This window comes from Pseudomonas sp. RIT-PI-S, from assembly GCF_025642975.1.
Classification (GTDB): domain Bacteria; phylum Pseudomonadota; class Gammaproteobacteria; order Pseudomonadales; family Pseudomonadaceae; genus Aquipseudomonas.
In genome coordinates, this window is record NZ_JANZKJ010000008.1 from 133,752 (window position 1) to 153,463 (window position 19,712).

At 65.6% G+C, this 19,712-nt stretch carries 18 protein-coding genes and 1 pseudogene; 5 read left to right on the forward strand and 14 right to left on the reverse strand.

The features are described 5' to 3' along the window. Positions 1-69: 69 nt before the first annotated feature. Positions 70-483: an alternative ribosome rescue aminoacyl-tRNA hydrolase ArfB gene (arfB, locus tag OGL93_RS13270; protein ID WP_263263140.1), complete on the forward strand. Its 414-nt coding sequence runs from the start codon at positions 70-72 to the stop codon at positions 481-483. A gap of 31 nt (positions 484-514) precedes the next feature. Here the strand turns inward: arfB and OGL93_RS13275 are convergent, their stop codons facing one another. From OGL93_RS13275 to OGL93_RS13305, 7 genes and pseudogenes are all read right to left on the reverse strand, one after another. Beyond that, positions 515-1,816, reverse strand: coding sequence for an APC family permease (locus OGL93_RS13275; RefSeq protein ID WP_263263141.1), 1,302 nt, complete (start codon positions 1,814-1,816; stop codon positions 515-517). 96 nt (positions 1,817-1,912) lie between these two features. Beyond that, positions 1,913-2,344, reverse strand: coding sequence for a nuclear transport factor 2 family protein (locus OGL93_RS13280; RefSeq protein WP_263263142.1), 432 nt, complete (start codon positions 2,342-2,344; stop codon positions 1,913-1,915). A gap of 124 nt (positions 2,345-2,468) precedes the next feature. After that, on the reverse strand, positions 2,469-5,018 hold the full coding sequence (locus OGL93_RS13285) for an EAL domain-containing protein (protein ID WP_263263143.1): 2,550 nt from the start codon (positions 5,016-5,018) through the stop codon (positions 2,469-2,471). Positions 5,019-5,299: 281 nt separating this feature from the next. After that, positions 5,300-5,959: a DUF799 domain-containing protein gene (locus OGL93_RS13290; protein ID WP_263263144.1), complete on the reverse strand. Its 660-nt coding sequence runs from the start codon at positions 5,957-5,959 to the stop codon at positions 5,300-5,302. A 134-nt stretch (positions 5,960-6,093) separates the two neighbouring features. Beyond that, positions 6,094-6,429, reverse strand: a pseudogene (locus OGL93_RS13295) (DUF4810 domain-containing protein); the annotation flags it as partial. 15 nt (positions 6,430-6,444) lie between these two features. After that, complete coding sequence (locus tag OGL93_RS13300) at positions 6,445-7,131, reverse strand: CsgG/HfaB family protein (RefSeq protein WP_263263145.1); 687 nt, start codon at positions 7,129-7,131, stop codon at positions 6,445-6,447. 157 nt (positions 7,132-7,288) lie between these two features. Beyond that, positions 7,289-8,119: a helix-turn-helix transcriptional regulator gene (locus tag OGL93_RS13305; protein WP_263263146.1), complete on the reverse strand. Its 831-nt coding sequence runs from the start codon at positions 8,117-8,119 to the stop codon at positions 7,289-7,291. Between the two features lie 97 nt (positions 8,120-8,216). On the opposite strand from OGL93_RS13305, the gene OGL93_RS13310 reads away from it, so the two are divergent. Together OGL93_RS13310 and OGL93_RS13315 are read left to right on the forward strand one after the other, a co-directional pair. Then, positions 8,217-9,104: an SDR family oxidoreductase gene (locus tag OGL93_RS13310; protein ID WP_263263147.1), complete on the forward strand. Its 888-nt coding sequence runs from the start codon at positions 8,217-8,219 to the stop codon at positions 9,102-9,104. 86 nt (positions 9,105-9,190) lie between these two features. After that, positions 9,191-9,970 carry an SDR family NAD(P)-dependent oxidoreductase gene (locus tag OGL93_RS13315; RefSeq protein ID WP_263263148.1) on the forward strand — a complete coding sequence of 260 codons (780 nt, stop codon included), beginning with the start codon at positions 9,191-9,193 and terminating at the stop codon, positions 9,968-9,970. A 102-nt stretch (positions 9,971-10,072) separates the two neighbouring features. Here OGL93_RS13315 and OGL93_RS13320 read toward each other — a convergent pair whose 3' ends face one another. The 3 genes from OGL93_RS13320 to OGL93_RS13330 form a co-directional block, all read right to left on the reverse strand. Further along, a complete protein-coding gene (locus tag OGL93_RS13320; RefSeq protein ID WP_263263149.1) occupies positions 10,073-11,665 on the reverse strand; it encodes an ABC transporter substrate-binding protein in 1,593 nt (530 codons plus the stop codon). Positions 11,666-11,796: 131 nt separating this feature from the next. Then, positions 11,797-12,288 carry a GNAT family N-acetyltransferase gene (locus tag OGL93_RS13325; protein ID WP_263263150.1) on the reverse strand — a complete coding sequence of 164 codons (492 nt, stop codon included), beginning with the start codon at positions 12,286-12,288 and terminating at the stop codon, positions 11,797-11,799. Between the two features lie 68 nt (positions 12,289-12,356). Further along, on the reverse strand, positions 12,357-13,022 hold the full coding sequence (locus OGL93_RS13330) for a class I SAM-dependent methyltransferase (RefSeq protein ID WP_263263152.1): 666 nt from the start codon (positions 13,020-13,022) through the stop codon (positions 12,357-12,359). Positions 13,023-13,110: 88 nt separating this feature from the next. Here OGL93_RS13330 and OGL93_RS13335 point away from each other — a divergent pair, with 88 nt between their 5' ends. Then, positions 13,111-13,749 carry a TetR family transcriptional regulator gene (locus tag OGL93_RS13335; protein WP_263263153.1) on the forward strand — a complete coding sequence of 213 codons (639 nt, stop codon included), beginning with the start codon at positions 13,111-13,113 and terminating at the stop codon, positions 13,747-13,749. Between the two features lie 46 nt (positions 13,750-13,795). Here OGL93_RS13335 and OGL93_RS13340 read toward each other — a convergent pair whose 3' ends face one another. Next, positions 13,796-15,067, reverse strand: a complete 1,272-nt coding sequence (locus tag OGL93_RS13340) for an aromatic amino acid transport family protein (protein WP_263263154.1) — start codon at positions 15,065-15,067, stop codon at positions 13,796-13,798. A 165-nt stretch (positions 15,068-15,232) separates the two neighbouring features. Between OGL93_RS13340 and OGL93_RS13345 the strand changes: the two genes are divergently transcribed. Further along, entirely contained in the window at positions 15,233-15,856 is a 624-nt protein-coding gene (locus OGL93_RS13345; RefSeq protein ID WP_263263156.1) for a LysE family translocator, read from the forward strand. A 112-nt stretch (positions 15,857-15,968) separates the two neighbouring features. On the opposite strand, the gene OGL93_RS13350 is transcribed toward OGL93_RS13345, so the two are convergent. From OGL93_RS13350 to OGL93_RS13360, 3 genes are all read right to left on the reverse strand, one after another. Continuing rightward, positions 15,969-16,934, reverse strand: a complete 966-nt coding sequence (locus OGL93_RS13350; protein WP_263263157.1) for a 2-oxoglutarate and iron-dependent oxygenase domain-containing protein — start codon at positions 16,932-16,934, stop codon at positions 15,969-15,971. Positions 16,935-16,986: 52 nt separating this feature from the next. Then, the gene (locus OGL93_RS13355; RefSeq protein ID WP_263263158.1) at positions 16,987-18,066 is read right to left on the reverse strand and encodes a BMP family ABC transporter substrate-binding protein; all 1,080 of its coding nucleotides are present in this window, start codon (positions 18,064-18,066) and stop codon (positions 16,987-16,989) included. Between the two features lie 150 nt (positions 18,067-18,216). Then, positions 18,217-19,572, reverse strand: a complete 1,356-nt coding sequence (locus tag OGL93_RS13360; RefSeq protein WP_263263159.1) for an 8-oxoguanine deaminase — start codon at positions 19,570-19,572, stop codon at positions 18,217-18,219. Positions 19,573-19,712: the final 140 nt, after the last annotated feature.

Genomic DNA, 19,712 nt, shown 5'->3' on the forward strand with positions numbered 1-19,712 from the left:
CCGTCGACGTTGCCGGCGGCGGGTAATCCGGGCATGGTAGGGCACCTTTTGCCCACCACAGGCCGCCACATGCTGGACCTCTCCAACAGCGTTCAACTGCCCGACAGCGAGATCGAACTGAGCGCCATCCGCGCCCAGGGCGCTGGCGGGCAGAACGTGAACAAGGTGTCCAGCGCGGTGCACTTACGTTTCGACATCCACGCCTCGTCGCTGCCGCCGTTCTACAAGGAGCGCTTGCTGGCCCTGCGCGATAGCCGTATCAGCGGCGAGGGGGTGATCGTGATCAAGGCCCAGCAGTATCGAACCCAGGAGCAGAACCGTGCCGATGCCCTGGAGCGGCTGCGCGAGCTGATCCTGGCCGCCACCCGCGTCGAGAAAGCCCGCCGCCCGACCAAGCCGACCCGCGCTTCCAAGACGCGCCGCCTGGATGCCAAGGGCAAGCGCGGCACCCTCAAGGCCGGGCGCGGCAAGGTGGATTTTTAAAGGGCACCTGAGCGAAGTGGGCGCCAGCAGCCTACAGGCTGCGGCTCATTCCCCGGCTAACCCCATACAGCAGCAGCCCCACGCCGAGCATCAACCCCGCCCGCACCCAGGTGGCCGGGCTTTGCTGGGCGAGCAGCAGCAGGCAGGACAGCACCGCCAGCAGTGGGAACAGCCAGTGCACGTGAAAATGGTCGGCGCTGACCTTGTCTCGCTTGAGCACCAGCACCGCGACGTTGGTGCTCAGGAACACGAACAGCAACAGCAGCACCACGGTCTCGGCCAGTACTTCCAGCGTGCTGGTAAAGATCAGGGCGATGGCCACCAGCGTGGTCGCGATAATCGCCAAACCGGGCGTGCGGCGGCGCGGCAGCACGCGGCCGAACAGCGCGGGCAGCAACCCCTCACGGGCCATGCCGTAGGTGAGCCGGCTGGCCATGATCATCGTCAGCAGCGCGCCGTTGGCCACGGCGATCAGCGCGATAACCGCGAACCAACGCGGCGGGATGCCCAGCCCGGAAGCGGTGATCACTTCCATCAAGGGCGCGCTCGACGCTTTGAGCTGCGCCACCGGCAGCACCAGCGCGGCGCCCGCGCCCACCAGCAGGTACATGGCGCCGGCAATCAGCAGCGCGCCGAACAGCGCGCGTGGATAGGCGCGGCGCACGTCCTGCACTTCCTCGGCGAGGTTGGCCGAGGTTTCGAAGCCCACGAAGGAGTAGAACGCCAGCAGCGATGCGCCGAGTATCGCCGCCGCCGGGGCCTGGGCGTCGATCTCCAGCAGGCGCTCGGGCACCGCATGGCCACCGGCGGTGAACCAGGCGGCGGCCAGCACCACCAGCAGCAAGCCGCTGAGCTCGACCAGGGTCATCACCAGGTTGGCGCTGAGCGACTCCTTGATACCGCGGGCATTGAGCAACGCGATCACCAGCAGAAACCCCGCAGCGACCCAGCCGGGCGGCCATTGCACGAAAGCGCCGAGGTAGTCTCCGGCAAACGCCTTGGCCAGCCCCGCGGCGCTGGTAACGCCCGCCGCCAGCATCGAAAAGCCCACCAGAAACGACAGCAGCGGCTTGCCGAACGCCCGCTCGGCGAACACCGCCGCGCCGCCGGCGCGAGGGTATTTGGTAACCAGCTCGGCGTAGGATGCGGCCGTCAGCAGGGCGAAGCACAGCGCGATCAGCAACGGAGCCCAGATCGCCCCTCCCACGCGACCGGCAATGGTGCCGGCCAGCGCATACACCCCAGCCCCCAACACATCGCCAAGAATGAACAGCATCAGTAGCGGGGTAGTCACCACGCGGCGAAGGGTGTCAGAGGCTGTAGCGGTGGTCATTGGCAGGGCTCATGGCAGGCGACGTGTATGCTCAGAGCATCGTGCGAGGGCAATGGTTCTGCACGGCCGCCAGGGCGCCGCTGACGACGGCGACCCTCAGAACCGGAACGCCTGCCGCCCGATCAGCAGCCATTTGCCGTGCTGCTTTTGCCACACCTGGAAGTTTTCGATCTCGGTGGGCACCTTCTTGCCGCTGTTCACCGCATCCGCCGAGAAGTGGTTGCGCACCAGCGCGGTATCGCCAGAGAGGGTGATCGTTTGGTTGAGCATTTCCAGGCGGTCGAAGCCGCTGCGGCCGGTCTCGATATCGGCGATGAACGCTTGCTTGTCCTGGATGTTGCCGCTGGAGTGGCCGTAGCTGAGGTTGTCGGCGGTCAGTGCCTGGAGTTGCGGAATGTCCTTGTGCCACATGGCTTGGGTCAGCTTGCCTACGGCCTCGGCCACTTCCTGCTCCGAGGTCGGCTGCGCCGCCGCCACCATGCCTGCATACAGGCACACCAGGCCCAACAGCAGTTTCGATACTTTCATAAATGCGCATTCCTTATCGTTGTAATCGCCACCGGTTGGCAGACGTCGTACAACTTTAGCGCAGCGTTGCAGCTCTGCCAGTGCGGGCTGGGTTCGCCCTAGGGCCGCAGCGCCGGCCCCATCCCTACAACGCCTCGGGCAGCGCTTGCTCGAACAAAGCGCGCAAGCGCTCCGCTGGCATCGGCCGCCCCAGCAGGTAGCCCTGGCCCTGGTCGCAGGCAATCCCGCACAGTTGCTCCAGCTGTGCCTGGGTTTCGATGCCCTCGGCGACCACGGTCAGGCCCAGGGCCTTACCCAGGTCAACGATGGCCCGGATGATCGCCCGGCTAGGCCCCGCACCGCCCAGATCGGAGATGAAACTGCGGTCGATCTTCAGCGCGTCGAAGGGATAAGCCCGCAAATAACTCAGGGATGAATAGCCCGTGCCGAAGTCGTCCATGGCCAGGCGCACCCCGATGCCTTTGAGTTTTTGCATGGTATGCAGCGCCTTGTTGGCGTCGTCGAGCAGCACGCTTTCAGTGATTTCCAGCTCCAGCCGGTGCGCAGGCAGGCCCGAGGCGTCCAGGGCCGCTTGCACCCGCGCGACCAGGTCACCGCGCTGGAACTCGACCGAAGAAAGGTTTACCGAGACCATCAGCGGCTTGGCCCAGCCGAGCGCTTCTTCGCAGGCGTGGCGCAGCACCCAGTCACTCAGCGCGACGATCAGCCCGGATTCCTCCGCCACGGCGATGAATTGCCCGGGCGGTAATAGCCCGCGCTCAGGGTGGCGCCAGCGCACCAGCGCTTCGGCGGCAGCCAGCCGGTTGCCGGGCAGGTCCACGCGCGGCTGGTATTCCAAGAACAGCTCATTGCCGCGCAGGGCCTGGCGCAGGTCGGTTTCGACCCGCCGCCGCTCCAGAACCCGCTGGTTCATTTCCGCGACGTAGAAGCGCCAATTGTTGCGCCCCGCGGCCTTGGCCTCATACAGGGCGATATCGGCATAGCGCAGCAGGTCGCTGGCCTGGGCACCGTCCGCGGGGGACAGCACCACGCCGATGCTCACGCTCACAGACACTTCATGGCCCTCCACCAGCAGTGGCTGAGCCACCGCCTCGCATAGCCGGGCGCAGAATCTTTCCACGTCGAAGGTTGCGGGCAGGTCACAGCCAACGATCACGAATTCATCGCCGCCCAGCCGGGCCACCAGGTCGCAGTCGCGCACGGCACTTCGCAGCCGGTTGGCGACCTCGCACAGCACCTGGTCGCCAGCGCCATGGCCAAGGGTGTCGTTGATCGGTTTGAAGCGGTCTAGGTCCAGGCTCAGCAGCAACAGCGGGTTGTCTGCGCTGAGGCCGTGGCTCAGCCGGTTGTGCAGGTAGCCGTGGAGGAAGCTGCGGTTGGCCAGGCCGGTGAGGGCATCGTGCTGGGACAGGTGCTTGATATGAGCCCGTGCCTCGGTTTCGGCGGTCACGTCTGACACGGTGCCGCGGTAGCCACTGATGCGATCGCCGCTGCGAATGACCCGCGCAGACAAGCTGCACCAGCGTTGCCGCCCGCCGCTGTCCAGGTGCTGGCTCTCCAGCTTGCGGCTGCCTGCCGCACCCGGTTCCAGGGCCATGCGGCGAAACGCGGCGCGGTCGAATTCAAGCAGGTCGCACAGCGGGCGGTTGAGCCAGGTTTGGGCCGGGAAGCCGGTGATGGTGGCGAAGCGCTCGGACAGGTACACCAGGCGGCCATTGGCGTCGGTTTCCCAGATCCAGTCCGACGAGGCTTCGGCCACGGTACGGAAGCGCTCCTCGCTGACGGCCAAGCGGCTCTTGCCCTCGTCGATCAGCCCCGCGGCCGTCAGGGCGGAGCGGTAGATCCAGCTCATCAGCAAGGCGAACGTTAGCGCGGTCAGCCCCAGCAGGGGCAGCATCGAGCGCAGGAAGTTGTCGCCTGGGTTCTCCGCGGTCCAGCGCAACCGCAACGCGCCGCCCGTACCGCTTTGCATGATCAGGTTGGGCATGCCCTGGGCGACGGTGGACAGGTCCACGTGCAATTGATGCAGGCCATAGTCCTGCTCCCAATGGTCAAGCTTGGCCGGATCGAGGATGTCCACGAACAGCATGCAGGCGAGGCTGTCGACGCCGGTTCGTGGTGCGTGGGTAGTGGGCTTGATCACCGCCGCATACACGATGGCCGGTTGCCCATTGACGGTGTAGAACCCGTAGCTGGTGCCTTCGTTAGCGGCTTGGCGGTGGGCATCGGCCAGCAGTGGGCCAAGGTCGGTACCGATGAACGCCTGGGCTTGGTCCTGGCTCAGGTGGCCGCCGATGATGGCATAGCGCGTGGCCTGGTCGGGGCCGACCACGAACACGCCTTCCAAGGAATAATTGGTGTACAGCGACGGGCCGATGTTGTCGCTCTCATAGGCCCAGGCCATGTCGATCCGCGGCGCGCCCACCCGGTCATAGGCGTCGTTCCAGAAGGCGTAGTCCTTTATCGCACGGCTTAGCAGGTCGAGGTTGGCGTTGAGCGCCCTGCGCGCATCGGATTCACTGTGCTCTGCCTGGTGCCGGTTCTCCTGGTGAGCGATCAGTACCAGCGTGATCATCGCCATCGAAAACAGCGCGCCCAGCGACAGGCACACCACTACCATGGCGCGGCGAGCGATCTGTACGTGGCTAGTGGCTTGATCCTTGAACAACAGCATCGAGAACGGGCTCTTGAAGGGGCGGGCACCCCTGATGCTGGCGTATCGGCCGGATTGCCGTGGTGTTTAGCACCCTAAGGGTTTAGCCGCCGGCCGGTCGTGCAAAGCAGGTTCTGCCCGCGTTCCCCTGATACCTGGGGTCATCCCTTCGATGCAGTGCGAACGGTCGATCGACGCGCCGGCTCAAGCCTCAACCCAAGCCTGAGCATTGCCCCTGAAGTGCTCAGCGGCGGCGGCGCGCGCTCGGCATAGGGCGCGGCCGCAAGGCCGGTGAACAGCGTTCAGTCGGTGCCGTAGCGCGGCGAGCGTGGCCCATAGAGCAGCCCGGCGCGTTGCCCGGCGGACAACAACCGGCCGCTGGTCATGCCGGCGATGGGATAGCCGGCGTCGTCGGACGCGCTGGCGATGATCTGATTGACCGCCGCGACGATCAACATCCCTACCAAGCCACCGCCACTGTTGTTCTGGTTTTCCGCGCTGGAAGCGCTGGCGGTACCGGTCCATAGGGTAGTGCCGGTCTTGAGGTCGACCAGGCGGGCGTGGGCGGTCACGATGGTCGCGCTGCTGAGCACCATGTACTTGGTGCCGTAGTCGCTCACGGTGATGTACAGCCCGGCATCGGCGCCATAGATTTCCCGCAACTTGGCAGGTGGCAACTGGTGGATATCGCCCGCGGCAGTCACGCCGTTCTGGCGGAAGGTCTCGTCCATCAGCGCGACCGGCACCACGTAGTAGCCGGCCTCGGCCAGGGGCACGGTGACCTGGGACAACATGCTGTAGGTGGCTTTGACGTCCGGCGATTCGTTCAGCGGCGGCAGCACCACGATCGAGCGCGGGCGGGCTTGCTTGTAGGCTTGATAATCGACGGTTTTCACCGGCGCACAGCCGCTGGCGATGCCGGCCAGCACGAGCAGCGCCAGCCCTTTGATCCATGGGTTCATAGCGAGGTCCCTCCTTGGGTAGCGACGGTCGTGGCGTTGGCGGTGCTGGCGGCCGCCGATGCTCCGGTGGCCGGCACTCCGGTGGCCGGCATCCCGGTGGCCGGCACCCCGGTGGCCGAGGCGGTCTTGACGCCGGCATTCTTCAGCAGGAAGTCCATGTATGGGGCGGACTCGGGAAACAGCGCTTTCTCCGCCTGGAATTCCTGCGTCATCCGTGCCGGTTGGCCGAGATCGGCGCAAAGCAGGCCGATCTGCGCGTGGTAGCCCGGTGGCACCGCGCCGTTCTTGGCCTTGATCCGCTCGAGGCCCTCATCCAGCGCCTGCAATTGGGCTTCCTTGGATTCACCCTTGAAGTAGCCGCGCACCTGGGCCTGGTAGCCTTCCCACTGGTACAGCGTCCGCGGCCCGGCGCAGCCGGCCAGCCAGCCGCACACCAAAACGGCGGCGGCGCATTTGAATGCGATGTTCATGCGTCATTCCTTTGATCAGTGTTGGGGTTTCCAGGCACCGCTGTCCACGGCGCTCACCAGCTTGTTCACTGCCTCGCGCAGGGCCAGGTCCAGCACCTTGCCGTTCAAGGTCGAGTCATAGCTGGCGGTCCCGCCGAAGCCGATGATCTCGCGGTTGGACAGAGCGTATTCACCGGCGCCCTGGGTCGAATACACCACTTCGGAAGTCGCGCTGTCGACGATGTTCAGTGCCACCTTGGCGTAGGCCACCTGGGTCTTGGCGCGGCCAAGGATGCCGAACAGCTCCTGGTCGCCCACCTCTTTGCGGCCGAACTCGGTAACGTCGCCGGTCACTACGTAGTCGGCGCCCTTGATCCGCTGGGCCTGGCCTTTGAAGGCGGCTTCTTGCTGGGTTTCGCCGAGGTTGTCGCGGTCCAGCACGTTGAAGCGGCCGGTCTGCTGCAGGTGGGTGACGAGGATGGTCTTGGCCTGGCTGCCAAGGCGGTCCACGCCGTCGGAGAAAATCCCGCGCATGTAGCTGGAGCGGTTGTCGAACTTGCCCACCGAGATGGGCGAGCGTGGGCCACTGTAGGGCCGGGCGACACTATCGACCTGTGCCACGGGCAGTGCGCGGGAGGTTTCGGTGGCGGCGCAGCCGGCGAGGGCGGCCAGGCCGAGGGCTGCCAGCACAGGCAGGGCAACCCGGGTAGAAATCGCTTTCACGAACAGTTCCTTGTAAGGGTAATGACGTCCATTGCTTGCCCGGTAGGGCGTGCGAGGTGGCGCATTATATTGACGCCGGTTAATTGCCACTAGTGGCTTTTTAAAATTAATTCACCGGCCGTCGGAACGAATCGCCAGGGGTGGGGTCTCGGCGTCTTCAGGCCAGATTGGCCCTTGCAAGTGCGCGAATGCGTTGGGCGTCGGCTTCGCTGGTGGGGTTGTATACGACCATGCTCAGGTCGGGGCGGCCATCCACGGCAAAGCTGGAATACTCCAGCTCGATCAGCCCCAGGGCTGGGTGCTGGAGCCGCTTGGTGCCCTCGCCGTGCACCCGCACGTCGTTGTCCTGCCATAGGGCAGTGAACTCGGGGCTGAGTGCACAGAGCTCATCGGCCAGCCTGGCCACCTCGGAAGTGGCGCCAGCACGCACGGCTTCGGCACGGAACACGCCCACCACGAAGCGCGCGACCGCCTGCCAGTCCCCTTGCTTGGCGTGCACCTGCGGGGCGGCGAACATCAGCCGCAGGATGTTGCGCTCGCGCACCGGCAGCTTGCCATAGTCGGTGAACACCACTGCCGCGGCCGGGTTCCAGGCCAGCACGTCCCAGGTGGCGGTCTTGATGAAAGCCGGGCTGGCATCCAGGCGGTCAAGCAACCGTTGCAGGCGCGGCGTCACCCCTTCCGGCGCTTTGTACACCGCTTGCGGTGGGTGACCGAAGGCGAGCATGAACAAATGCTCGCGCTCTGGCTCGGTCATCAACAGCGCCTGCGCGATACGGTCCAGCACGCTGGCCGAGGGCGCGCCGCCCCGGCCTTGCTCCAGCCAGGTGTACCAGGTGGGGCTGATATTGGCGCGCTGGGCGACTTCCTCGCGGCGCAGCCCGGGGGTGCGCCGCCGGCCTAGGGGCAGCCCAAGCGCAGATGGGTCCAGGCGGGAACGGCAGTCTTTGAGGTAGTGCCCAAGCAAATGAGGAGGTGGGGTTGGCATGGCAATCCTGTTAGTGGCTATACCCTGATAATGTCCCGGCTTTTACGGTAGCCAGCCTAGGCCCATCCTCGCATTTTCAGCAAACGGAGACACGGGCATGCGGGTATTTCTCACCGGTTCCACAGGGTTCATCGGCAGCCAGGTTGCGCGGGAATTGCTAGAGGCCGGGCATCAGGTGCTCGGGCTCACACGGTCGGAGGAAGGCGCCAGGGCCCTGGAAGCCATCGGCGGCGAGGCCCACCGGGGCGAGCTTCAAGACCTACCCAGCTTGCAGCGGGGCGCCGCCCAATGCGATGGCGTGATTCATACGGCGTTCGACCATCGCTTCGAGCATTTCCAGGAAAACTGCGAAAAGGACCGGCAGGCCATTCTTGCCCTGGGCGCGGCCCTTGAGGGGACTGCACGGCCGCTGATCATAACGTCCGGCACCGCCCTGGGCGCGCCCGGGCCAGGGCAACTGGCAGTGGAAGAACACTTCGACCCGCACCACCCCATGCCCCGGGTCGCCTCTGAACTGGCGGGGCATGACGTGCTGCAGCGGGGCGTGAACCTGTCGGTGATGCGCCTGTCGCAGATCCACGACACCCACAAGCAAGGCCTGGTGACCTACCTGATCGCGCTCGCCAGGCAAACCGGGGTGTCGGCCTATGTGGGCGAAGGGCGCAACGCCTGGTCTGCCGCCCATGTGAACGACACTGCCCGGCTGTACCGCCTAGCCCTGGAAAAGGCCACCCCGGGTGCGCGCTACCATGCCACCGCCGAGTCGGCGATTCCTTTCCATCGCATCGCCGAGGCCATTGGCCAAGCCCTCGGCCTGCCCACCAAGCCCCTGGCGGCGCAAGACGCGGCCGCGCATTTCGGCTGGCTGATGACCTTCGTCGACAAGGACCTCTCCGCCAGCAGCGCCAAGACCCGCCAGGCCCTGGGCTGGAACCCCGATGGACCTGGTTTGATCGAGGACCTGCTCAACCTCGAACCACGCTAGGTTCACCGCGATTGCCGATCGAGCCCGATGTCGGGTAGAACCTCTGCGCGGGGCGCAACCATGCGCTCGCGCTCGAGGAGCGGCATATGAGCGAGAAAGGATGGGCAGGGCAGGTCGCGCTTATCAGCGGTGCGGGCAGTGAGCAGGGTATCGGCATGGCGATCGCCCGCCGTTTGGGTCGCCTGGGCGCTCGCCTGGTGGTGACGGCGAGCAGCGCACGCATCGCTGAACGGGTCGCCGAACTGCGCGCCCAGGGGTTCGAGGTAGAGGGGCAGCCGGCTGATCTGACCGACGAAGCGCAGGTGGTCGCCTTCGCCGCCTGGGCCGAAGCTCGCTGGGGGCGGATCGATGTGCTGGTCAACAACGCTGGCATGGCCATGCAGGGCAGCGCCGAGCCTTATGCTGAGGTGTCGACGATGGACCTGGCCATATGGAACCTGTCGCTCAACCGCAACCTCACCAGCGCCTTTTTGCTTACCCGTGCGGTGCTGCCGGGCATGCGCGAGCGACGCTACGGGCGCGTCGTGCAGGTCAGCTCCACCACGGGCACCCGTGGCAGCAACCCAGGCGAAGCTGCCTATAGCGCAGCCAAGGCAGGCATGGTGGGGATGAACATGGCCCTGGCGCTGGAAGTGGCCAAGGAGGGCATCACTGTGAACAGCGTGGCGCCCGGGTGGATCGCCACCGCTTCGAGCACCGCCGAGGAAGCCCGGGCGGCCAGCCATGTGCCGGTGGGCCGCGCTGGGGCCCCTGCGGAAGTGGCCGCCGCCGTGGCCTTTCTGGCCTCTCCGGAAGCGAGCTACATCACCGGCGAAGTGCTGGTGGTCGACGGGGGCAACTGCCTGATGGAAACCAAGGGCACCTAGTGGTGTAGGCGCGGGTTTATCCGCGAATGGGCGATAACGCGAGGTTGCCCTGAACGCGTTGTGCTTGTTCGCGGATCAACCGCTCCTACGGGGGTTACGCGTTTACTTCAGGCTCACGCCGTAGAAGCCGGTGACACCGAAGGGGTTGATCTTGAACCCCTGCACGTTCTTGCTCATCGGCTGCGCCACCACCGAATGGGCCATGGGGCTGACCGGCATCTGCTGGCGGATGATCTGCTGGGCCTGCACATACAGCCGGCTGCGTTCGTCGCGGTCGGTGAGGGCCTTGGCCTTCTGGATCAACCCGTCCACGTCCTTGTTGCACCAGCGGGCATAGTTGCTGCCGCCGATGGCGCTGCAGCCGTAGAGCACGCCGAGCCAGTTGTCCGGGTCACCGTTGTCACCGGTCCAGCCGTAGGTCATCACGTCGTGCTCGCCGGCTTTGGCGCGCTTGATGTACTCGCCCCATTCGTAGCTGACGATCCTGGCCTTGATGCCGACCTTGGCCCAATCCTGCTGGATCATCTGCGCCGACTGCCGCGCGTTCGGGTTGGAGGCGCGTTGTACGGTCATCGCCCACAGGGTGATCTCGGTGTCGGGCTTGACCCCGGCGGCCTCAAGCAGCTTGCGGGCTTTTTCCGGGTTGTAGGGCGCGCCCTGAATGCTCTTGTCATAGGACCACTGCGTGGGTGGCATCACGTTCTGCGCCACCTGGCCCGCGCCTTGGAACACGGTGTCGACGATGGCCCTCTTGTTGATGGCCATGTCCAGCGCCTGGCGCACTTCGGGCTTGTCCAGCGGTGGGTGCTGGGTGTTGTAGGCAAGGAAGCCGACGTTGAAGCCCGGCTGCTCCAGCACCATGAGTTTCGGGTCTTGCTTGATTTCGGCAATGTCTGCCGGGCGGGCGTAGCCGCTGACCTGGCACTCGCCGGTTTTAAGCTTCTGCAGGCGGGTGGCGGCGTCCGGGGTGATGGCGAATACCAGCTCGTCGAGCTTCACGTCTTCAGGCTTCCAATACGCGGTGTTGCCCTTGTAGCGGATGACTGCATCTTTCTGGTAGCGGCTGAACACAAAGGGGCCGGTGCCTACCGGTTGCTGATTGAGCTGTTCCGGGTGCCCGGCCTTGAGCAGTTGGGCGGCATACTCGGCGGACTGGATCGATGCGAAGCTCATGGCCAGGTCCGCGGCGAAGGCCGCGTCCGTGTTCTTGAGCACGAACACCACGGTGTGGTCGTCCAGCTTTTTCAGCTCGGCGATGTTCTGGTCCAGTTCCATGTCGGTGAAGTAAGGGAATTCGCTGGGGTACGCCTTACGGAACGGTTGGTCTTTGTCGAGCATGCGCTCGAAGGTGAACAGCACATCGTCGGCGTTGAAATCCCGGCTGGGGGTGAAGTAGGCCGTGGTATGGAACTTGACCCCCTCGCGCAGGTGGAAGGTATAGGTCTTGCCGTCGGCACTCACCTCCCACCGGGTGGCGAGGCCTGGCTCGAGCTGGGTGTCGCCTCGCTTGAACTGCACCAGGCGGTTGAAGACGGTTTCCGCCGCCGCGTCGAACTCTGTGCCCGAGGTGTATTGGGCCGGATCAAAGCCCGCCGGGCTGGCTTCGGAGCAATAGATCAGCGTCGAGGCTTGGGCAACTGGCACCGCGGCGAGCACACCCGCCGCCAGCAAGGAAAAGGCGAAAGTAAACCGCATGCGTGAAGGCTCCATCCGTAAGTGAGAGGCGTGGGCAGGGTAGCAGGTGCGCGGCGCTTGGCGTAGGTGCCCCGGGCTAGCCGCACGAGCGGGGGGCGTTACCTGTAGGGTTGGGCGGAGCCCCTTGCGACCTACAACGCCTTCTGCCAGAACATCGCCTTGCCCATGGCAGGGTCCAGCTCGAACCCTTCGTAACCCAGCTTGCGGTAGGCCGCCTGTGCGCCGTGATTACCCTCCAGCACTTCGAGGGTCATCTTGCAGCAGCCGCGGTCGCGGGCGATGGCTTCGGCGGCGGTCAGCATTTGCTGGGCGATCCCTTGACCGCGGTAACCGTCAAGCACCACCACATCGTGCACATTGACCAGCGGGCGGCAGGCGAAGGTGGAAAACCCTTCGAAGCAGTTCACCAGGCCTATCGGCGCATCACCGGCGAAGGCCAGCACGCTGTAGGCATCCGAGCGCTTGGCCAGTTCGCCCGCGAGCCTGGTCAGGGTGTCATGGGGCAATGCCTCGCCGCCGCCCATGGCATCGCGGGCATAGTGGTCCAACAGGTCGCACAGGGCCTTGGCGTGCACGGGGTTGTTGTAGTCGGCTTGGATGACACTGACGGCCTGGGGGAGCATGTACTGCGGTTCCTTGTGCTGAGGCGGCGGGCCCGCCGGGAAATGCCAGCCTACCGCTTGGCGTGGGATCACCCAAGCCGCATCGACAATTCCACGCCCTCGGCGATCGCCATCGACAAGTACCCGGCAGCTGGCGGGCGCACCAAGGCCAGGTATTCGGGGCTGTATTCGGCATCGTCGGCGATGACCAGCGCGCCTGGGGCGAGGCGGTTTTCGAGCATCTGCAGGATGTCGGGATACAACGCTTTGGCGCCGTCGAGCAGCAGCAGGTCGATGTGCTCGGGCAGGTCCTGGGCGAGGGTCTGCAGGGCGTCGCCCTCGCGGATTTCCACCAGGTCGAGCAGCCCGGCAGCGCTCAGGTTTTGCCGCGCCCGGGCCACCTTGGACGGCTCGAACTCCGTGCTGATCAAGCGGCCACCGCCGTTGTCGCGCAGGGCCGCAGCCAGGTGCAGGGTGGAAATGCCGAACGAGGTGCCGAATTCGACCACGTTACGCGCGCCGTGGCTGCGCGCCAGCATGTACAGCAGCGTACCGGTGGCCGGTGACACGGCCAGCGGATAATCCTTGAGCGAGCTGTAGAAGTTCAGGTATTGCGTCTTGCTGCGCATCAGCCGGGCCAGGTTCGCGGCAGGCATGTCGGCGAACGCAGGGTTATCTTCTGGCGAAGCCAGGGCGGCCTCCTCGAATAACCGGTGAAGCAGGGGGGCCAATGGGGCGGTGGTGAGCGTGGTCATAGCGAAGCTCCTGTCAGCGTGCGAATCATTTCGCACCGGCCTAGAATGCGAGCATTCCCTCAGGTTTACTATTCGCATTGGTGGCCCCATGACCGAACGCAGCAACCCGCCCATTTCCCCCCGGAAACAGCCACAACAAGCCCGCTCGGCCGAGCTGGTAGCCGCCATCCTGCAAGCGGCGGCTCAGGTTTTGGCCCAGGAGGGCGCCCACCGCTTTACCACCGCGCGGGTCGCCGAAAAGGCCGGTGTGAGCATCGGGTCGCTGTATCAGTACTTTCCCAACAAAGCGGCGATCCTTTTCCGGTTGCAGACCGACGAGTGGCAGCAGACCGGCGAATTGCTGGTGGGCATTCTGCAGAATGAAAGCTTGCCTCCCCTGGAACGGCTGCGTGAGCTGGTGCATGCCTTCTTGCATTCGGAGTGTGAGGAGGCCGCCATGCGCATAGCGCTGGACGACGCCGCCCCGCTGTACCGTGACGCACCCGAGGCTGAGCAGGCGCGGACCTTCGCCGACCCGACCGTGCACGCCTTCCTGCGCGAAGTGTTGCCTTCGGTCGACGCCAGCAGCCGGGATATCGCCGCGGACCTGTTCGCCACGACCTTGGGCACGGTAGGTAAGCGGTTCTCGGAAAGCCCCCGCACCGCGGACGAGATCGCTCGCTATGCCGAGGCCATGACGGCGATGTTTCGTGCGTACTTCCAAGCATTGGAGGGGGCTGCGCGCTAGCCCCCGGTCACGGCAATGGGCGGGCGGTAGGGCCCGCAGTGAAGGCTTAGAGCAGCGAATACACCAACGCCGAAATAGCGACCACGCCCACCGCCACCACGAATACGTTGGAGGCCTGCCCGGCATAGCGCCGCAGCGCAGGCACGCGATGCACCGCATACATCGGCATCAGGAACAGGATCGCGGCGATCACCGGCCCGCCCAGGGTTTCGATCATGCCCAAGATGCTCGGGTTAAGCGTGGCCACTGCCCAGCACACCAGCGCCATGGCCACTGCCACGAGGCGGTCCAGGCCTTTGCCGTTGGCGCGCCGGCCGTGGTTGCCGAGCAGGCCGCGCAGCCCTTCGCTGGCGCCGATGTAGTGGCCCAAGAAGGATTTGGCGATCGCTACCACGGCAATGATCGGCGCGGCGAAGGCGATGGTGGGGTTGCTGAAGTGGTTGGCCAGGTAGGAGAGGATCGACAGGTTCTGCGCCTTGGCCTCGGCCAACTGCGCTGGCGACAGTACCAGCACGCAGCTGAACACGAAGAACAGCACCGTGATCACCATCAACGCGTGGGCCCGCGCCAACACGCGGCTGCAGCGCGGTTCGGCGGCGTCGCCATAAGCGCGCTTACGGTCCACGGCGAAGGCCGAGATGATCGGCGAGTGGTTGAACGAAAACACCATCACCGGGATGGCCAGCCAAAGCGTGCGCACCAGCGTGGCGGCCGGTGGTACGTCGCGGGCGGTGGCGAGAATGCCGCCGGTCCAGTGCGGCACCAAAAACAGCCCCAGCAACACCAGTGCGGCGATGAAGGGGTACACCAGCAGGCTCATCACCTTGACGATGGCCGCCTCGCCGCAGCGCACCACGATCATCAGCCCAACGATCAACAGCGCCGCGAGCACGGCACGCGGCGGGGCATTGAGGTGCAGTTGATGTTCCAGGAAGCTGCCGACCGTGTTGGTCAAGGCCACGCTGTAGATCAGCAGGATGGGGAAGATCGCGAAGAAATAGAGCAAGGTGATCAGGGTACCGGCGGTTTTGCCGAAATGCTGCTCGACCACGCCGGTGATGTCGGCGCCATCGCGCCCGGACAGCACGAAACGGGTCAGCCCGCGGTGGGCATAGAAGGTCATGGGGAAGGCCAACAGTGCCAGGACCAGCAGCGGCCAGAAGCCACCGATGCCGGCATTGATTGGCAGGAACAGGGTTCCCGCGCCTATGGCCGTGCCGAACAGGCCCAGCATCCAGGTGGTTTCGTCCTTCCCCCAGCGCGCTGGCACCTGGGCGATTTCGCGGCGTGCGTCGACGCCTGTGGCCTGCTCATTCATTGACAACTCCGTTGGCGAGGCTTCAAACGGGGCCGCGCTGCGCCTGGCGCAGGCAGGGCGGCCGGTGAAAAAAGGGCGAGATTGTGTAATGTTTGATGCCGCTTGCAAAGCGACGAATGCGCACACGGCGGCGCGTTGGAACGAATTGATTCGGAGACGTAGCACATGGAGCTCTCAACCTGGGCGCTGTTCATCCCCGCCTGCTTTGCCTTGAACCTCGCCCCTGGGCCGAACAACCTGCTATCGGTGCATAACGCAACCCATCATGGATTCTTTAGGGCTTGCCTGGCGGGGCTGGGGCGGCTGCTCGCGTTCGCGATCATGATCGGCCTGGCGGCGGCGGGGCTTGCCGCCGTGCTCCAGGCCTCGACCACACTGTTCATGGCGGTGAAGATCGCCGGGGCTGCGTATCTGCTGTACCTGGCGCTGCAACTGTGGCGAAGCCACGCCCCTGTGCTGGCGAGCGAGCCCGCAGCTTCGCCGGGCAACCTCTGGCGGTTGATGCGGCAGGAGTGCCTGGTGGCGGCGGGCAATCCAAAGGCCATATTGATCTTCACCGCGTTCCTGCCGCAGTTCGTAGCAACCGGGCAGCCCTTCGCAGCGCAGTTTCTGCAACTGGGCCTGGCGTTTCTATTGCTGGAGTGGGTGGCCATCGGGCTGTATGCCTGCCTCGGGCTGCACCTGCGCCGCTGGCTGGCAACGCCCCGGGCGCAGGCGTTGTTCAACCGGGGCTGCGGGGCATTGCTGGCTCTGGCGGCGGGCGCTTTGTTGGCCGGGCGCAAGGTGTAGCGGTTCGAGGGCTGGCGCCAGTTCCCACAACGAGCTGTGGGCCCGGGCAGGGCCCGGGAACGGTCGGAGCGTTAATGAGGGCACCACAGCCGAATGCTGGCGCAGCCGAACCCTACGCTGACTCGGCTTCGCGCCGGTAGGCGTAGGTCTCGGCGAAGCGCGACAGCAGGAACGCCGCGCAGGTGGTGACCGGGTAGCGGGGCGGGCGGTCGGCGTTCTGGCAACCGGGCAGGCATTCGATGACGGTGTCTGGGTGTGGTTCGGCGAAGAACGGCATGGCGTAACGGTCCACGCCCAGCGGGCTGATCACCCGATGCGGGGTAGACAGGTATTGATCGTTGCTCCAGCGCGCCATCATGTCACCCAGGTTGACCACGAAGGTCCCTTCGATGGGCGGGGCGTCGATCCATTGCCCTTGCACGTTACGCACTTGCAGGCCGCCGGCGGAATCTTGGTACAGCAGCGTGACGCAGCCGTAGTCGGTGTGCGCGCCGGCGCCCTGCTGGTCGGGGCAGGTAGCGGTGTGTCGCGGCGGGTAATGGATCATTCGCAGCACGCTCACCGGCTGCTCAAAGCGCTGATCGAAAAAATCCGGCCCCACGCCCAGGGCAGGCGTCATCGCCCGCAGCAGCGTCTGCGCCAGGGCCTGCATGTCTCGATAATGCTGCTCCAGCAGCGCTTGCCAGCCGGGCAGGTCCGGGTGGCGGTTAGGCCCGCGCAGCGGCTTGCCGGCCACCACCTCCGGATGGTCCTCCGGCAGGTGCAGGCCCATGTCGAAGGTTTCTTTCAGGTCACTGGGCAGGGCCGGGTCCAGTTGCTCGGTGGCAATGGCGCCATAGCCTCGGTGGTGGCGGGTCTGGGTGATGTCGATACGCAGTTTCTCGTCCAGCGGCAGGGCGAAGAACGCTTTCGCCGCCGCGGTCATGGCCTCGATGCGTGCCTGGCTGATCGGGTGGCCCTTGATATAGAAGAAGCCCCACTCCCGGCAAGCGCGGTCGATGGCCACGGAGACTTCGGCGCCGGCGTCCGCGTCACTCTGGTAGAGGGGTGTAATGTCGATGACAGGAAGGCTGTTCATGCTTGGAACTCCTCGGTTGGCCAAAGGGGTGCCTCGCACCCCTGGGCCGCTATCACTTCGGCATTTGCGCGGTGAGGCCTTCGACGTAGTAATTCATCGACGCCAGGTCGGCGATGCTGGCGCTGGTGCCGGCGGGGATCTTCTCGACCCCAGCCTGGTCCTTGATCGGGCCGGTGAAGGGCTGGAATTCGCCGCTCTTGATGTTGGCGATCAGTTGTTCAGCCTCGGCCTTCACCGGGGCAGGCACCACGTCGCTGATTGGCAGCTCGACCGTGCCATCCGCCAGCCCGCCCCAGAAGTCCTGGGATTTCCAGGTGCCGTCGATCACCGCCTGGGTGGCCTGGATATAGTGCGGAGCCCAGTTGTTGACGATAGAGGTAAGCACGGCCTTGGGGCCGAAGTGGGCCATGTCCGAGGCATAGCCCACGGCGTACACGCCACGCCGCTCGGCGGTCTGGATCGGCGCGGGGCTGTCGGTGTGCTGGAAGATCACGTCGGCGCCCTGGTCGATCAGCGCATTGGCGGCGTCCGCCTCTTTGCCGGGGTCGAACCAGGAGTTGACCCACACCACTTTCAGCTCAGTGCCGGGGTTGTACTTGTTCAGCGCCAGTTGGATCGCGTTGATGTCGCGGATCACTTCGGGGATCGGGAACGACGCCACGTAGCCCACCTTCTTGCTCTTGGTCATCTTGGCCGCGAGGAACCCGCCCACATAGCGCCCTTCATAGGTACGGGCGAGGTAGGTGCCCAGGTTCTTGTCCTGCTTGTAGCCGGTGGCATGCTCGAAGATCACCTTGGGGAACTGCTTGGCCACCTTTACCGTGGGGTTCATGTAGCCGAAGGACGTGGTGAACACCAGGTCGTATTTATCCTTGGCCATGTCGCGGATCACCCGCTCGGCGTCGGCGCCCTCGGCCACGTTTTCCACGTAGTTGGTCTTGATCTTGTCGCCCATCTGCGCTTCTAGCGCCTTGCGCCCTTGCTCGTGCTGGTAGGTCCAGCCGTGGTCGCCAATCGGGCCGACGTAAACGAAGCCAACCTTCAGTGGCGCGGCGCTCGCCGCCAGGCTGCCGGCCAGGCCGATGGCGGCCGCCAGGGTCGCGATGAGTTTCTTCAGAGGGCGTTTTTGCACAGTCACAAGCTCCGGTGGGTGATGTTGTTTTCTGTAGTGCCGTGACAATGCAAAAACTTGACCAACGGGACAGGTCGGTGATTTCCGGGCTGCGCCTGCTCCCACAGCGGCGCGCAGGCGCGGGCGCTGCCACCCATTGGTGCGCGCGGCTCAGCCGTTGACCAGCGCTTGGGCGGCCTGGCGGTGATCGGCGATCAACCCGGCCACATCCAACCCTTCGACCTGGCCATCCTCGACCCGCCAGCGCCCGCCGATCATCACCCGGTCGGCGCGGTCGGCGCCGCACAGCAGCAGCGCGGCCAGCGGATCATGGCTGCCGGAGAAGCGCAGGTCGTCCAGCTTGAACAGGGCAAGGTCTGCCTGTTTGCCCGGCGCCAACTGGCCAATGTCCTCTCGCCCCAGCAGCCCGGCCGAGCCACGGGTTGCCCAACCCAGCACAAGCGCCGGGGTGATCCGCTCGGCGCCGTAGCGCAGCCGTTGCAGGTAAAGCGCCTGGCGCGCTTCGAGGATGAGGTTGGAGGCGTCGTTGGACGCTGAGCCATCCACGCCGAGGCCAAGGCCGGCGCCGGCGGCCAGCAGCTCCAGCGAAGGGCAGATGCCGGACGCAAGGCGCATGTTGGAGGTGGGGCAATGGCAGATCCCCACGCCGGCGGCACCCAGCCGCTGGATTTCCTCCGGGTTAAAGTGAATGCCATGGGCCAGCCAGGTGCGCGGCCCCAGCCAACCCACGCTGTCCAAGTAGTCCACCGTGCGCAAGCCAAAGCGCTGCAGGCAGAAGGCTTCCTCGTCGAGGGTTTCGGCCAGGTGAGTGTGCAGGCGCACGTCCAGCCGCTCGGCCATGTCGGCGCTGGCCCGCATGATCTCTGGGGTGACCGAGAACGGCGAGCAGGGCGCCAGGGCGATCTGCACGTGCGCGCCGTCGCCCCGTTGGTGGTAGCGTTCGATCAGCCGCTGGCTGTCGGCCAGGATCGTCTCGCCCTGCTGCACCGTCTGCTGCGGTGGCAGCCCGCCGTCCGCCTGGCCCAGGCTCATGGAGCCACGGGTGAGCATGGCGCGCATGCCCAACTCGCGCACCGCCTCCACCTGCACGTCGATGGCGTGTTCCAGGCCATCGGGGAACAGGTAGTGGTGGTCGGCCGCCGTGGTGCAGCCGGACAGCAGCAGCTCGGCCAGCGCGACCTTGCTCGCCAGCGCCAGTTGCCCGGGAGTGAGCCGCGCCCACACCGGGTACAGGGTTTTCAGCCAGGGGAACAGCGGCTGATTGACCACCGGCGCCCAGGCGCGCGTGAGGGTTTGATAGAAGTGGTGATGGGTGTTGATCAGCCCCGGTAGCACTACATGCTCCCGGGCATCGAACACCCGCTCGCAGGGCACGGGCGGTTGCTCGCCGGCGGCGAGCACGTGTTCGATAACGGTGCCGTTGATCACCAGGCCGCCGCGGGCGTCCAAGGCGTTGGCAGTAAATACGGCGAGGGGGTTCTTCAACCAGGTACGGGGTGCGGACATAGGGCCGGCTCTCTGAAAGGGTTCAGGGCCCGTCGCAGCGAGCTTGTTCGCGACCCGCCGCGGCCCGCTGTTGGAACGGGCAGCGGCAATGCGGTTGGCGGCAAGCCCGGCTGCTGCGGGGCAATACCAGCTCAGTTTTC

Coding starts and splice junctions, on each gene's coding strand:
- arfB (WP_263263140.1), top strand. CDS start 70: ATGCTGGACCTCTCCAACAGCGTTCAACTGCCCGACAGCGAGATCGAA.
- OGL93_RS13275 (WP_263263141.1), bottom strand. CDS start 1,816: ATGACCACCGCTACAGCCTCTGACACCCTTCGCCGCGTGGTGACTACC.
- OGL93_RS13280 (WP_263263142.1), bottom strand. CDS start 2,344: ATGAAAGTATCGAAACTGCTGTTGGGCCTGGTGTGCCTGTATGCAGGC.
- OGL93_RS13285 (WP_263263143.1), bottom strand. CDS start 5,018: ATGCTGTTGTTCAAGGATCAAGCCACTAGCCACGTACAGATCGCTCGC.
- OGL93_RS13290 (WP_263263144.1), bottom strand. CDS start 5,959: ATGAACCCATGGATCAAAGGGCTGGCGCTGCTCGTGCTGGCCGGCATC.
- OGL93_RS13305 (WP_263263146.1), bottom strand. CDS start 8,119: ATGCCAACCCCACCTCCTCATTTGCTTGGGCACTACCTCAAAGACTGC.
- OGL93_RS13310 (WP_263263147.1), top strand. CDS start 8,217: ATGCGGGTATTTCTCACCGGTTCCACAGGGTTCATCGGCAGCCAGGTT.
- OGL93_RS13315 (WP_263263148.1), top strand. CDS start 9,191: ATGAGCGAGAAAGGATGGGCAGGGCAGGTCGCGCTTATCAGCGGTGCG.
- OGL93_RS13320 (WP_263263149.1), bottom strand. CDS start 11,665: ATGCGGTTTACTTTCGCCTTTTCCTTGCTGGCGGCGGGTGTGCTCGCC.
- OGL93_RS13325 (WP_263263150.1), bottom strand. CDS start 12,288: ATGCTCCCCCAGGCCGTCAGTGTCATCCAAGCCGACTACAACAACCCC.
- OGL93_RS13330 (WP_263263152.1), bottom strand. CDS start 13,022: ATGACCACGCTCACCACCGCCCCATTGGCCCCCCTGCTTCACCGGTTA.
- OGL93_RS13335 (WP_263263153.1), top strand. CDS start 13,111: ATGACCGAACGCAGCAACCCGCCCATTTCCCCCCGGAAACAGCCACAA.
- OGL93_RS13340 (WP_263263154.1), bottom strand. CDS start 15,067: ATGAATGAGCAGGCCACAGGCGTCGACGCACGCCGCGAAATCGCCCAG.
- OGL93_RS13345 (WP_263263156.1), top strand. CDS start 15,233: ATGGAGCTCTCAACCTGGGCGCTGTTCATCCCCGCCTGCTTTGCCTTG.
- OGL93_RS13350 (WP_263263157.1), bottom strand. CDS start 16,934: ATGAACAGCCTTCCTGTCATCGACATTACACCCCTCTACCAGAGTGAC.
- OGL93_RS13360 (WP_263263159.1), bottom strand. CDS start 19,572: ATGTCCGCACCCCGTACCTGGTTGAAGAACCCCCTCGCCGTATTTACT.